Raw genomic sequence first — 12673 nt, 5'->3', positions numbered from 1 at the left:
GTCTCTGACGGTGGTTATCGGTCATCTTAACTACGATAGGACAAACTCAGGGGGAAAGCTATTACCACTTAGTGGCAACACCCTGTCTGGGTTGTTTTTGGCCGGTATCTTTTCCAAAGATCGTTAATAATAATAACAGCCAGCACTATCCCGCTAACCCAGGCGATACTCGGTGGTATTAACTCATTACTGCTGGCCAGTTGGGCCTGAATATTAATTGAATAGCTATCCACCAGAAAATTAGTCAAGTAGCCAAATAAGATTGCGACACCGACAACACCAACCAGGTAACTGATGAGCGAGCGCATTCCGAGCTCTTTCTGAACAATGCCCAAGGTTGCCATGTTAGTTGCTGGGCCGGCCAGTAAAAAGACCAGTACCGCACCGGGGGAAACGCCCGCCAGCATTAAACCTGCCGCAAGAGGAGTCGAAGCAGACGCACAAATATACATGGGCACACCGACAACGGCCATCAGCAACATTGCCCAGGAGCCCCGGCTGATTTCCGCCAGCGCTTCGGATGGGACAAAGGTAACCACTAACGCTGACATAACCAGTCCGGCGATTAACCAAAGCGACAGATCTTCGATGAGCTCACTGAAAGCGTAACGCTGCCCCTGCCATAATTTGCTTAGCCAGGACGTTTTTGCCTCCGGATCAGCCGCTTTTTTGCTGCTACATCCACAACTGCTTGAATAACACGAGCTGGCTTTTTGTTCCTCAGAATCCGCTTTTTCAACGGTTGTTTCCTTATCAGAAATCAGTACTAGCATAGCGGCAACAATAGCAGAAGTCGTGGCGGCCACCGGTCGGATAATGGCCATAAACGGTCCCAGCAATGCGTATGAGATAGAGATGGAGTCAACACCCGTTTCAGGAGTGGAAATAAGGAAAGCCGTGGTGGCACTTTTCGACGCACCGGCCCGACGCAGCCCCACAGCAGCGGGGATAACCCCACATGAACACAGTGGTAAAGGCATGCCTAAAACCGCCGCTTTTACCGCAGGCCAGGGGCCCTTACCTGCTAACTGACTGCCTAACTTATCGCTGCTCAGCGTCGTTTTTAGCAATCCGGCAATAATCAAACCAATGATTAACCAGAAGGCGGCATCCAGCCAGAGGTCGAGTAATGTGGTAAAAAACGTAGAAATAGTCTCCATACTAAGCATCCTCCGCTTGTGTCTCTGCTAATGCGGTCAATATTGTGCAGTGCTCCGCTGAATGAGCACCACCACAACAACGTTCATTGATTACCTTCAGAGCGTTGTACATATGTTGTAACTGACTTATTCGTTGCTCAATATCATGTAACTTTGCCTGAGTGATGTCTTTGACCTCCTGGCAGGTATGCTGCTCCGGTTCAATTTGAATCGAAAGCAGCTCTTGAATATCACTGAGAGACAACCCTACTTCTTTGGCATGAAGAATAAACTTCATTTTCTCAATACAATCCTGATCATATTGACGGTAGCCATTGGGAGCCCGTGGCGGTTCCAGCAATCCCTGCTGTTCATAAAAACGGATGGCTTCAGTCGTCATGCCAAGCTGCTTAGCTAACTGCCCCCGTGTGAGAGATACCATTCTTTGCCCTTACCTCTATAAGTGATACCCACAGTATAAACCTTGTAGTTGGGTACAGGGTCAAGGTTTTATCAGATCTCTCGTGTCTTCTCTTAACTCGATATATATCACATTTTGGGTATACTGGTTGCCCAAATATATTCAGGAAAATTGAATGGCTTACACCAAACGGGCAACAATCCTTGTGTTTCTGGGGATCCTATTTCTTGCGCTGAACCTGCGGGGCCCTTTCACCAGCCTGGCTCCGGTATTGGGACAGATCATGCAGGATTTATCGCTCTCGGCATCGACTGCCGGATTTCTGACTGCCCTGCCACTGTTGTCATTTGCCTTTTTCTCTCCAATCGCCGCTGGCATTCCCCGTAAACTCGGCTTATATCCAAGCCTTGTCTTCGCTCTGGTATCTATTGCCTGCGGTATCATTCTCCGTTCATGGGGTTATGAGTTCTTGCTGTATTTGGGAACCGTACTGATTGGAATAGGAATCGCGACCGGTAATGTATTGCTTCCGGTAGTGGTTAAGGTGAATTTTCCTTCCCGGATCTCGGCGGTAACGTCCTTGTATATCTTCACCATGGGCATAGGCTCGACTCTCAGTTCCAGCCTGATGGTCCCTATATCAAATTTAGAATTGGATGATATTTCAGGCTGGCAGATTGCGCTTTTGTTTAACCTTATCTTTCCGGTGCTGGCTCTGACGATATGGCTGCCAAAGACGATAAAAGGCACAAAGAACACACCAAAAGAACCGCAAACCAGCCGTGATAGGACCATGCGCCACCTGCTGAAATGTCCGGTAGCCTGGCAGGTAACGCTGGGAATAGGGCTGAACTCTTTTACCTTTTACTCTTTTGCTGGGTGGTTACCCAAGATGTTGAGCGATCTGCAGTTTAGTGAAATAGATGCTGGCTATATTTATGGTTTTCTTCAGTTTTCAACCATGATCCCCGGGCTGTTGCTGCTGCCTATCCTGTCCAGAAGCAATAACCAGAGAGCGCTGATTTCACTGTGCGCTTTTTCTGTGTTTATCGCAGTGACCGGACTGATCGCACTTCCACAATATGCGATTTTCTGGGTAGGTTTATTCGGGCTGGCAAACTGTTCCACGTTTATCATTGCTCTCTCTTTTGTCGGGCTGAGAACAAGTAACCCAAATCAAGCCGCGGCACTTTCAGGACTGTCACAAAGTATCGGCTATGCGCTGGCAGCTGTTGGCCCAACTCTTGTTGGCTATTTTTATACCGCGACAAAAGCCTGGACGATGCCGCTTCTGCTTATTGCTGTTATCGCTCTGTTCTGCACCACATTTGCCAACCTCGCTGCGCGGGATAAAAAGGTGCTGCAGAATTGAATATCACAGCCCCTTAATATACTGGGCATTGGACGTTGGGCTAATAACGCTTTTGACTTTTGCCGCGGCATTGTCCCGGCCTTGTAGAAAATCAGAGAAGATTTCCATGACCTGTTTCTTATTCACACCCAGACGGGTCTCCGTTTTTATATCCCGTAAGTCGATAAATATATCGGTATACAGGCCGGGGATATCACTCAGTACTTCGGTATTCAGGAAGTTCTGGCTGCTGTACATCCGGTTATAGCTGCCTCGCTGTTTATGAATCACATACTCTGAGCCATTCAGGTTGATGATCGAGGTCGCTTTCTCACAGTTTGGCAGGCAACCTTTGTTTACCCGTGTCTTACGACAGCCCGTGGTCTGCTGGAACAAACACTGACGGCTGGTTAGCAGAGTGATCGGGTGATAGATGCTGTGGTACAGGCGGAAGTTATCCGGACGAACGATCCGCCGCATCTGCAGCGCGGTAATCTCATTGGAAATAAAGGCTCCGACAGCACCAAACTCTTCTTTAATACATTTCAATGCGTAGGAGTTAGTAATATTCAGCTCCGGACCAGCAACCCACGGAATGTTCTTCTGACCGGCAAAATAAGCCACACCGGTATTGTTGGTCACGATCTGGCGAGGAGTGATCTGTTGTAAGAGCTGCTCTGCGGCCGCGTAATCATCACCAATCAAAATCGTCGGGAACCAGGGTAACAACGCCGGATTGGCATTAAATAGTTCCACCAGCGCACTCAGGTTTCTGGCAAGAGCAGAAGGTAGCTGGTAATAAATATCCGCCTGACTGTTCTGGGTTAACGCAATATCTTCCGGCGATGAGATTAATACCGATAAGGTCGGGCTTTCCGTTACCGGCTCGGAAGCCACCAGCTTCGGCAGATCTTTATGTGGGACACGTTTGCTCTCTTCAGTCTCAGGTTCCGCCGATGCCGTCAACTCGCTGATCTTCTCATTGACGACCTGGATAATATCGGTTTTCTTATCGTAAACCTGCTGCTTGATCCTCTGAATATCCAGCTGAGAATCGGCACCTTCTAGCTTCACAAAGTGGGCCGCCGAATAATCCCGTGGATTGTCGATCATCATTTCCTGTCCGATCGAGTCATTCAGATAGCCGGTAGAAAAATCACGGTTAAACACCGTATGCAGTTCCGTGGTATCGGTCAGCAGCTCTCCCGTGTCGCAATAGTGATCGATTTGTTTTCGCCAGTTATCTACCACGGTATACACGTAATGTGGCTTTTTAATTCGCCCCTCGACTTTCAGAGAGTAAACGCCAGCGTCCACCAACGCATCGAGATCAGTGAACGCACAGTTATCTTTCATATTCAGCGGGTGATCAACCCCCATGTCTGTAGCCTGGTAGGTGTCACGACACGGCTGGCTGCATCGTCCACGGTTCCCTGATGCGCCATTTCTTACCGAACTGATATAGCAATGTCCGGAGAAACCAATACAGTAAGAGCCATGAATAAACACTTCCATTAGTACATCCCGCTCACGGCCAAACTGAGCCAGATGCTTAATCTCCCGGATATTCAGCTCACGCGACAGATTTACCCGGCTGGCTCCCAACTGACGGGTCAACAGAACCTGTCCTTCGTTATGGGTATTCATCTGTGTAGAGGCATGCACGTCAAGGGTTGGGAAGTGGTGTTTAAGAATATAACCCAACCCCAGATCCTGAATGATCACGCCGTCAATATCGGTATTGGCCAGCTGATTTAGTACCTTAACCACGGAGCGGATTTCATTTTCCAGAATAATGATATTAAGGGTGACAAATATTTTGCAGTGGTTCTGATGTGCCAGAGACAAAATCTCTTTCAGATTGTCCATAGAAAGGTTGGTCGCACGATTTCTGGCGTTAAACCGATCAAGTCCGCAGTATATGGCGTCGGCTCCTGCCGCGATTGCCGCTTTGATTGATTCAACATCTCCACCGGGAGCTAATAACTCAAATTGCTTTCTGTCCACGTACAACCTACTTACTGCTTACACTACTACTGACATCTGCCGGCCATTCTACTCGTCTGCTCACACATTTTCCCAATTATTTTTTCAGACGAATAGGTTCCTATTTTGATAGAAGCTATTGTGTTCCTGATCTCATATCCCCATATCTCCTATACCCAAGCAATATGCTGTACTGAATTTCTTTAGCCGAGGTATCTCTTAGATCATGCAGACCAATGCCGCCATTTCTTCTGGGCAATATTCTAACCAGCACTATTTCTGGCGGGGAGCCGTTGCCTGCCTCCCTTTATGTATCGCCGTGATCCCATGGGGTATTCTGGCGGGCTCTTTTGCGATTGAAGCGGGTCTGACTCCCGTTGAAGCTCAGGCGATGTCTGCCATTCTTTTTGCCGGTTCGGCTCAGCTTGTTGCAGTGGGTATGTTTAAAACCGGCGTTGGCCTGGCAACTATGTTGCTGACCACCTTTTTTATTACGTCACGCCATTTTCTCTATAGTGTCTCTATGCGCAGTAAAATCAGCCCCTTACCTCTCCGCTGGCGGCTTGGGCTAGGTTTCTGGCTGACCGATGAACTGTTTGCTATTTGCGGTAGCCAGTCTAAGGAAGAGTTTAATTCATGGTATGCGCTGGGTGTCGGCACCGTCTTTTACCTGGTCTGGAATGCCACGACTGTGCTCGGTATTGTCGCAGGCAGTTACCTACCTTCGCTGAATGAAATGGGACTGGATTTTGCGGTAGCGGCCACTTTTATCGCTATTGTCGTGCCGACCATAAAAAGTGTCGCCACACTGGCTACGGTCATCAGCTCCCTTTTCCTTTCGGTTTTGTTTGCGTACTGGGAAATCGAAAGCGGGCTGATTATTGCTTCTGTATCCGGCATGATCATCGGCTATCTGTGCGATACAGTCTGTGCAAAACAAGGAAGGTAAAAGAGACCAATTATGATCATGTTTTATATTCTGGCGATGACTGCCGTTGTCTTTTTAAGCCGCTACTTGTTTCTGGAACCCCGACTGCCACTAAGGCTCAATGCAAGAGCGCAACACCTGCTGAGCTTTTCCAGCCCGGCGGTTCTGACGGCTATTTGGGGGCCTATCGTATTTCTTCCGGAAGGTGAGCTCAGTATGACTCCGGATAATCCTTATCTTCTGGCCGCCCTGTTAGCGGCTCTGATTGCCTGGAAGACAAAGAATGTCCTGTTGACCACAGTGGTGAGTATGGGATTGTTTCTGGTGCTGAAGTTAATTGTATTCGTATAAAAACCGTCATAATACAATTAAAGTATGATTTTTTACATTTATTCCCGAGAAGTGAGCCGACTCTTTATTTCCGCCTATCGCATAAATATTCCTTCCGATACGCGTTTTTGTGGTCATAAACCATAGTAAACCGGCCACTGCAAGAGCTAAAATAACAGGGGTTGGAATACCTAATAATGTTCCGGCAAAAATATCGGAAAACTCATAAGGAAATCCGTAGACTGAGTTAGCATCCGAAATTATTAATAATATCCCTCTGAAAATTGAGTTGGTTCCCAATGTAATAATAAATGGATGCAGACCAGTATAGTTAACTAACGCACCATTTATGGCACCTAAACCACCCCCGACAAATACACCACCAATCAGGGCGGCTAATACCGGATTCATTCCCGCAATCATTAATTTAGCAGTAATCATCCCGGACAACGCCAGCACGGCACCAACGGATAAGTCAATACCTGAAATTAATATGGCAAAGAATACGCCCATACCAATCAGAACGGTTACTGCAGATTGAGTAAATATTTGAGTGATATTATTTCCGGTCAGGAAGTACTCCGGAGAGCTAACACCAAAAATCATTACTATTAATGTCAGAATTCCGAGTGTTCCATATTTTCCCCATATTTCAGGGAAATTTACTTTAACTTTTTTTTGAGATTGTTCTATTGTGGCAGTGCCCATTTCATTATCTCCTCTTCGGAAATTCCGTCATTGTCTAGAATATTAGAAATTTTCCCTTCTTTAACTACAGCAACCCGATCGCTTACTGCCAAGATCTCTGGTAGTTCAGAAGACACCATAATTACTACTTTTCCATCATCACAAAGTTTACGCATGATTTTATAAATTTCTGATTTAGCCCCGACATCAATACCCCTTGTCGGTTCATCAAAAATAATGATATCCGGATTAGAAGCCATCCATTTTGAAATAATGACCTTTTGCTGATTTCCTCCAGATAAATCTGTTATTTTCTGATGGATAGAATCACATTTAATACCCAGAATTTTTTTGTATTTATGAGAGAGTTCATCTTCCTCCGATTTGGAAAATAGCCCCATCATTCCACTCTTTCCACCCGATTTTAATGAGCGAGCGATAGCAATATTCTGGCTGATATTGAAATTATCAAAAAATCCATTTTCACGCCGGGACTCTGTCACATAAGCTATCCCGTTATTAATGGCATCAAGAGGATCTTTTGGGGTGATATTTTTACCTTTATAGAACAGGCTGCCTGATGCTAAGGGATCAATGCCAAACAGACAGTTCATGATCTCCGTCCTGCCTGCGCCAACTAATCCGGCAAATCCCATAATTTCACCACGACGAATATCAAAAGAGACGTCAACAACCGCTTTTCTATTACTTGATGTAATCCCTTTCACTGAAAAGAGAATTTCGGATCGCTCAATGGTATGACTTGTCGCTGAGTGATATCGATCTTCTGCAATATCCCGCCCGACCATCAGACGAATAATGTCTTTGTCTGTCGTATCTTCAACTAAACCAGACCCCATTGAACGACCATCACGGAGTACCGAATATCTGTCGCAGATTTGTCTGATTTCTTTTAGCTTGTGAGAAATATAAACAACGGCCGTTCCGTTTGAGCGAAGTCGGTTTGTGACTTCAAATAATTTATCAACCTCTTTATCCGTCAGAGATGATGTCGGTTCGTCCATGATAAGCACTCTTGCATGGGTCGCTAGTGCTTTGGCGATTTCAACCATTTACTTGTAAGAGATAGCCAGGTTTTCCACTTTTTCATCGAGATCGATACTCATTCCCAGCTCGTTCATAATCTAGCCATTACCCTGTTCAAAAAACACACTTAATATCACAAAAATAAATATCAATATAAAACATAAAACCCAAAAATACCGTAAATCATTGATTAAAATCGGTTTCAATGGGTTTTTTTTATTTTTGCTTTTTTATTTTTTAACTTTTAATATTAATTTGGTTAAAAAATGAAGGAGTTATGAAAATCGCTATTGGTAGTGACCATGTAGGTTACAAAATGAAAGAATTGATCATGGAATACCTTGAAAATCAGGGAATAGAAATCATTGATATGGGAGCAGACTCAGAAGAAAGAACTGACTACCCTGCATATGGGCTGGCTGTCTGCTTCTTTTGAAGGGGAACGACACTTAAAGAGAGTACAACAGATACAAACGATAGAACAAAATGGCGAACTAGACTGATCGGCTACAGTGCAATACTTAGGTCGTATTGACCAGGGCGTGCCTAAGTATTGTACTTCTCCGAATTCGATACCTCCGCCGATTAAATATGCACTAAACTGCCCCCCGTGCGAATATCACTATCCTCTTAAGGAGGATTCATGTAACCTGAGCGGCGAAAATCTATCCACTCTGCACTAATAGAGAAAAAAACACTGCTAAAAATCAGTGTAATTGAGCTAGAATACAAAAATGATAGACCAAACGCCCAGTTATGACCGCAGCATTTAACGAAACCGACATTATTGAAAGGCTGAATAGCACCCCATCCGTCCGGGGATTTTTTATTACTGCAGTAGAAATACTGGAGGAAGCTATTGATGCTCTTATGCAGAGAATTTTCCGCAAAGATAACTTTGCGGTACAGTCTGTTGTCGGCCCTCTGCTGCACGATTCCGGCCCACTTGGAAACCTTCCCGTCCGCCTGAAACTCCTTTATGGCTTAGGCGTTATTCCTGATGACGTTTATCATGATATGGAAGACATTATAAAACTGAGAAATGAACTGAATAATGACGTTCAGGAATATCAGTTCACCGATCCCCTCATCTTATCTTCAATAAAAGAACTCCGGCTGCTGAAAAGCATGAGCATGGCACAGCTGGATGTGACCACCCCTGATGAGAATATGGATTCAGAGTTTTATCAGCTGCAGCTGCTAAGACAACAACGAATCATCAAATCCAGCTTATCACTGTCCATTATCGAAATGTGTAATGCGCTGAACAAAGAGAGTCCGTTTTAGGGCGTGTTCAGAATTTTTCTTAATCAACTATCTTCCTAGCTAGAGCAAAAAACAGCTTAGGCAGAATAGAATACATCGGGATTGAGAGGGACGGGAAAATCGGGAAAGCACTAGTGTCTGTGGCAAGCCGCACTAATGCGGCTACCGCCAAATGACACAGTGAATCTATAATCGTTATTTACACTAAAGCCAGAACAGAAAACACAACGGTCAATGAGAACAGACAGATTCGTTCAACAAGACCAAAAGCCGAAAATTCAATCATTTCTGGTTTCATAAGCTATCTCCTTTATTTACAATGTATATACATGGTATATCAAAACAAAATACAAATCTAGCCATATGAAAAATTATTTAGTTATTTGTGAAGATGAACGTCCCTTATACATTAATCTGTAAGCTGTCTTAACTCAGGAAAAGCCAGACACCCACGCCCATCATCAACGAACCGGAAATACGGTTCATCAACCGAACATTTTCTGCCTGTCCAAGCGCCTTTTTCAGCCCTTTACCACCCGTCGCGTACAGCGTCATACAGATAAACTCGGAAATCATGATAATAGAAACCAGCAGCACCAGTTGGTGGGAAACTGACTTACTCTGGTCAATAAACGGTGGCAGCAACGAGATCATAAATGCCCAGCCTTTAGGGTTCGCTATTGCAGTAACAAAGCCCTGCACAACCAGATCCCAGTCCTTGCCGACTTCAACAGGTTCCTCATTTCCACTTAATGCCAATTTCCCCTTAGAGCGCCACATCTGAACGCCAAGATAAAACAGATAACTCGCTCCCACAGCTTTAAAGGCCATAAAAAGCCAGGGATAATTCAACATCACCGTTGCAATGCCGACCACAGCGGCAACAGAAACTAATGCGACTCCGACCACTTCTCCGGCCATCATCCAGAGTGTTCGCTTATAACCAACGCTCATTCCCAGGCTCAGCGCCAGTGTCATGCACATACCCGGAGTAATAGATACAAAAAAGAATGTCGGGATAAAAACACTTAGTAACGCAATATTCATTTAACTCACCTCCCTTTTCTTTTTAACTCAAGCAATGCTTTTTTGGCAGAGCCAAAAGCAAATTTATCTGGATCCACCTCGTCCAGTTTGACCCACTCAATCGCGGCAACATCATCCTGAGCCTGCATCAGGGGTTTTTCATCCAGGTCTACGATGAAAAAAGCGTCACAGGTTTTATACTCTATACCTTTATATAAATAGGTATTGCTGTTTGAAAACACATACCGAGCTCCAGAAATCACAATCCCCAACTCTTCACGCAGCTCTCTGACAACCGCCTCTTCAAGAGACTCATCAGGATCCACAAACCCACCCGGAAGATCCCACATCCCCTTACCGGGATCGTGTGCTCTGGTCGCGACCAGCAACTCACTCTGATAACAAATCGCGACCATAACCGCAGCAGCAACATTCTGGAAAAACGTAAACTGACACTCTGTACACACAAACTGCTTATCAGATACCGCCTCCAGTGTCGGATGTCCGCACGTTGGGCAACAATAGCTCATTGTTGTCCTCCCGTGTCAGATGCCAGATTTTTACCGGTCCATTTAAACATTCTGACTTCATTACCTTCCTGCGGATGTTCTGGAATATTTAATGAAAGAAGCAGTGATACCACGGCCATGCCGGTTCCCATCAGAAAAACGGCAGAAGGTGAAATTAACCAGACCATACCAAAGGTAACGGGGATCACTACTGCCGCAATGTGATTAATCGTAAAGGACACCCCTGCGGTTGAGGCCATATCCGCCGGATCGGCAATTTTCTGGAAATAGGTTTTTATTGCCAGAGCCAATGCAAAAAACAGATGATCCACGACGTACAAGGCAGCGGCCCACTCTGGCGAGCAGACAAAAGCATATCCGGTGAAAACCACACCCAGCCCGATATATTCGAAGATAAGCGCCTTCCGCTCTCCGACTTTACCGATCAACTGACCGATCTTTTTAGCAAACAGCCAGTTAAATGAGTAGTTGATTAAAAAAAGCAGAGAAATATCAGCTGCCGAGTAATGGAATTTCTCAACCATCAAAAAACCAGCGAATACGGTAAAGATCTGTCTTCGAGCACCACTCATAAAAGTTAACGCGTAATAAAGCCAGTAGCGCTTTCTCAAAACCAGTTTTTTCGTCTGCACGGTCTGTGCTTCAAATACAGGGAAAGACAAAGCAATAATAATCACGACAGTCAGAGCCACTCCGCCCGTGATACCGTAAGCCCAGACATAATCCAGCTTGAAGTATTCCAATAATAGCCATAACCCCGCATAGGAACACAAAGACGCAAGCGCTCCGACAGAAATCAGTTTGCCTAGTACTTCCGGGGCTTCTTCTTTGGTCAACCATTGTAGTGACAGCGACTGTTTTAATGTTTCAAAGTAGTGAAACCCTGTAGACATCAGCAAAGTCGTACACAATAGTCCACCCAGAGACGGGAACAGACCGGTTATCATGGTTCCCGTCACCAGTATAATCAGCGACAGAATCATAAACCGCTGCTCACGGATAAACAGCAGAATAAATACCGCAGTGAAAGCCAGAAATCCGGGAATTTCCCGCACGCTTTGTAGCAACCCGATATCCGCCCCAGAAAAGTTCGCCTTTTCCACAGCAAAATTATTCAGCAAAGCCATCCAGGTCGAAAATGCAATCGGAACAACAATAGAAATAAGAATCAGAAAATTCTTGGGGGTCTGCCATGAACGGGGAGAAGAGGAACTTTTCACTATGAGGTCTCGACTAATCTGAAATATGAAGTCAGGACAGTATACCGATTAATGCATAATGAAAATACAACACGTTCTATAAGGGTTTAGTCAGACAAGAGCAGGCAGGGAGCAGATAATGGACAGGAACATTGTGATTAAAAGAAGAAGCAGACCAGTTGAGCGTAGCCTGCTTCCTCCAGACTATAACATTATTGTATTAATTCTCAGCGAGAGGCCGCCAAATAAAGGACAATAAATGGTAAAACCAGTCCCAGACCGGCAGCCCACGCAAAGAAATATAAATAAGCCTGTTTGAAAGTCATAATCATTACTCTTCTCTTTTTGATCAGCTCTCAGTTTAGACTGTATGGTAAATATTGCAATTGTATTAGTGTGCTATCAGGCAGGAATCCTGTTATTGCGCACTAAAGACCGACGGATGTTTTTACACATTTTACCGAACCGGTAAAGCTCATCGAATGTCGGTGGAATTCTTCTGTCAACCTGGTACTGCCAGTATTGCAACTCCGAATCCACCATTTCCATTAGCTTCTTAGGACAGCCAATACAGGTATTATCCGGCCCACATACAAAGGTGTCTTCCTGATACAACGGAAATTCAGCCTTAACAGCATCAATGATCTGCTGCATAGCCGTTATTCTATCCGGCTTTTTAGCCATCATGGTCTCTCTTTATAAATGCAAAAATGCCACCGATCTCCCCTAAAGACTCTTTTTCTCAAATCGTTACAGGTACTAT

General features: G+C 45.1%; 14 protein-coding genes. 5 read left to right on the top strand and 9 right to left on the bottom strand.

All coding sequences use genetic code 11. The features are described from left to right. Positions 1-68: 68 nt before the first annotated feature. Positions 69-1160: an SO_0444 family Cu/Zn efflux transporter gene (locus DI392_RS10405; RefSeq protein WP_109319845.1), complete on the bottom strand. Its 1092-nt coding sequence runs from the start codon at positions 1158-1160 to the stop codon at positions 69-71. Between the two features lies 1 nt (position 1161). After that, positions 1162-1581, bottom strand: a complete 420-nt coding sequence (zntR, locus tag DI392_RS10400; RefSeq protein WP_109319844.1) for a Zn(2+)-responsive transcriptional regulator — start codon at positions 1579-1581, stop codon at positions 1162-1164. 154 nt (positions 1582-1735) lie between these two features. On the opposite strand from zntR, the gene DI392_RS10395 reads away from it, so the two are divergent. Continuing rightward, entirely contained in the window at positions 1736-2932 is a 1197-nt protein-coding gene (locus DI392_RS10395; RefSeq protein ID WP_109319843.1) for an MFS transporter, read from the top strand. Between the two features lie 3 nt (positions 2933-2935). Here the strand turns inward: DI392_RS10395 and DI392_RS10390 are convergent, their stop codons facing one another. Then, positions 2936-4918 (bottom strand): peptidase U32 family protein, encoded by a 1983-nt coding sequence (locus DI392_RS10390; RefSeq protein WP_109319842.1) that lies wholly within the window; start codon positions 4916-4918, stop codon positions 2936-2938. Between the two features lie 205 nt (positions 4919-5123). Here DI392_RS10390 and DI392_RS10385 point away from each other — a divergent pair, with 205 nt between their 5' ends. Next, a complete protein-coding gene (locus tag DI392_RS10385) occupies positions 5124-5846 on the top strand; it encodes an AzlC family ABC transporter permease (protein WP_109319841.1) in 723 nt (240 codons plus the stop codon). Positions 5847-5858: 12 nt separating this feature from the next. Further along, the gene (locus DI392_RS10380) at positions 5859-6176 is read left to right on the top strand and encodes an AzlD domain-containing protein (RefSeq protein WP_109319840.1); all 318 of its coding nucleotides are present in this window, start codon (positions 5859-5861) and stop codon (positions 6174-6176) included. Positions 6177-6182: 6 nt separating this feature from the next. Here the strand turns inward: DI392_RS10380 and DI392_RS10375 are convergent, their stop codons facing one another. Together DI392_RS10375 and DI392_RS10370 are read right to left on the bottom strand one after the other, a co-directional pair. Beyond that, the gene (locus DI392_RS10375) at positions 6183-6863 is read right to left on the bottom strand and encodes an ABC transporter permease subunit (protein ID WP_109319839.1); all 681 of its coding nucleotides are present in this window, start codon (positions 6861-6863) and stop codon (positions 6183-6185) included. Then, positions 6845-7867, bottom strand: coding sequence for an ATP-binding cassette domain-containing protein (locus DI392_RS10370; RefSeq protein ID WP_219930899.1), 1023 nt, complete (start codon positions 7865-7867; stop codon positions 6845-6847). Before DI392_RS10370 ends, DI392_RS10375 begins: the two co-directional genes overlap by 19 nt. 299 nt (positions 7868-8166) lie before the next feature. Here DI392_RS10370 and DI392_RS10365 point away from each other — a divergent pair, with 299 nt between their 5' ends. Together DI392_RS10365 and DI392_RS10360 are read left to right on the top strand one after the other, a co-directional pair. Continuing rightward, complete coding sequence (locus DI392_RS10365; RefSeq protein ID WP_109319838.1) at positions 8167-8325, top strand: RpiB/LacA/LacB family sugar-phosphate isomerase; 159 nt, start codon at positions 8167-8169, stop codon at positions 8323-8325. A gap of 320 nt (positions 8326-8645) precedes the next feature. Continuing rightward, positions 8646-9176 carry an MltR family transcriptional regulator gene (locus DI392_RS10360; RefSeq protein ID WP_109319837.1) on the top strand — a complete coding sequence of 177 codons (531 nt, stop codon included), beginning with the start codon at positions 8646-8648 and terminating at the stop codon, positions 9174-9176. Positions 9177-9581: 405 nt separating this feature from the next. Here DI392_RS10360 and DI392_RS10355 read toward each other — a convergent pair whose 3' ends face one another. The 4 genes from DI392_RS10355 to DI392_RS10340 form a co-directional block, all read right to left on the bottom strand. After that, on the bottom strand, positions 9582-10202 hold the full coding sequence (locus DI392_RS10355; protein ID WP_109319836.1) for a LysE family translocator: 621 nt from the start codon (positions 10200-10202) through the stop codon (positions 9582-9584). Between the two features lie 5 nt (positions 10203-10207). Beyond that, a complete protein-coding gene (locus DI392_RS10350; RefSeq protein WP_109319835.1) occupies positions 10208-10711 on the bottom strand; it encodes an NUDIX hydrolase in 504 nt (167 codons plus the stop codon). After that, positions 10708-11931, bottom strand: coding sequence for an MFS transporter (locus tag DI392_RS10345; RefSeq protein ID WP_245884020.1), 1224 nt, complete (start codon positions 11929-11931; stop codon positions 10708-10710). Before DI392_RS10345 ends, DI392_RS10350 begins: the two co-directional genes overlap by 4 nt. A 381-nt stretch (positions 11932-12312) precedes the next feature. Next, a complete protein-coding gene (locus tag DI392_RS10340) occupies positions 12313-12594 on the bottom strand; it encodes a hypothetical protein (protein ID WP_109320048.1) in 282 nt (93 codons plus the stop codon). Between the last annotated feature and the right edge of the window lie 79 nt (positions 12595-12673).

It is taken from the genome of Vibrio albus (assembly GCF_003144035.1).
Taxonomy (GTDB): domain Bacteria; phylum Pseudomonadota; class Gammaproteobacteria; order Enterobacterales; family Vibrionaceae; genus Vibrio; species Vibrio albus.
Note: the sequence above shows the minus strand (reverse complement) of the source record. Positions and strands in the feature narration are given on the sequence as shown.

Bases quoted from the DNA above. Each gene is read 5' to 3' on its own strand.
- DI392_RS10405 (WP_109319845.1), bottom strand. From the start codon at position 1,160: ATGGAGACTATTTCTACGTTTTTTACCACATTACTCGACCTCTGGCTG.
- zntR (WP_109319844.1), bottom strand. From the start codon at position 1,581: ATGGTATCTCTCACACGGGGGCAGTTAGCTAAGCAGCTTGGCATGACG.
- DI392_RS10395 (WP_109319843.1), top strand. From the start codon at position 1,736: ATGGCTTACACCAAACGGGCAACAATCCTTGTGTTTCTGGGGATCCTA.
- DI392_RS10385 (WP_109319841.1), top strand. From the start codon at position 5,124: ATGCAGACCAATGCCGCCATTTCTTCTGGGCAATATTCTAACCAGCAC.
- DI392_RS10380 (WP_109319840.1), top strand. From the start codon at position 5,859: ATGATCATGTTTTATATTCTGGCGATGACTGCCGTTGTCTTTTTAAGC.
- DI392_RS10375 (WP_109319839.1), bottom strand. From the start codon at position 6,863: ATGGGCACTGCCACAATAGAACAATCTCAAAAAAAAGTTAAAGTAAAT.
- DI392_RS10370 (WP_219930899.1), bottom strand. From the start codon at position 7,867: ATGGACGAACCGACATCATCTCTGACGGATAAAGAGGTTGATAAATTA.
- DI392_RS10365 (WP_109319838.1), top strand. From the start codon at position 8,167: ATGAAAATCGCTATTGGTAGTGACCATGTAGGTTACAAAATGAAAGAA.
- DI392_RS10360 (WP_109319837.1), top strand. From the start codon at position 8,646: ATGACCGCAGCATTTAACGAAACCGACATTATTGAAAGGCTGAATAGC.
- DI392_RS10355 (WP_109319836.1), bottom strand. From the start codon at position 10,202: ATGAATATTGCGTTACTAAGTGTTTTTATCCCGACATTCTTTTTTGTA.
- DI392_RS10350 (WP_109319835.1), bottom strand. From the start codon at position 10,711: ATGAGCTATTGTTGCCCAACGTGCGGACATCCGACACTGGAGGCGGTA.
- DI392_RS10340 (WP_109320048.1), bottom strand. From the start codon at position 12,594: ATGGCTAAAAAGCCGGATAGAATAACGGCTATGCAGCAGATCATTGAT.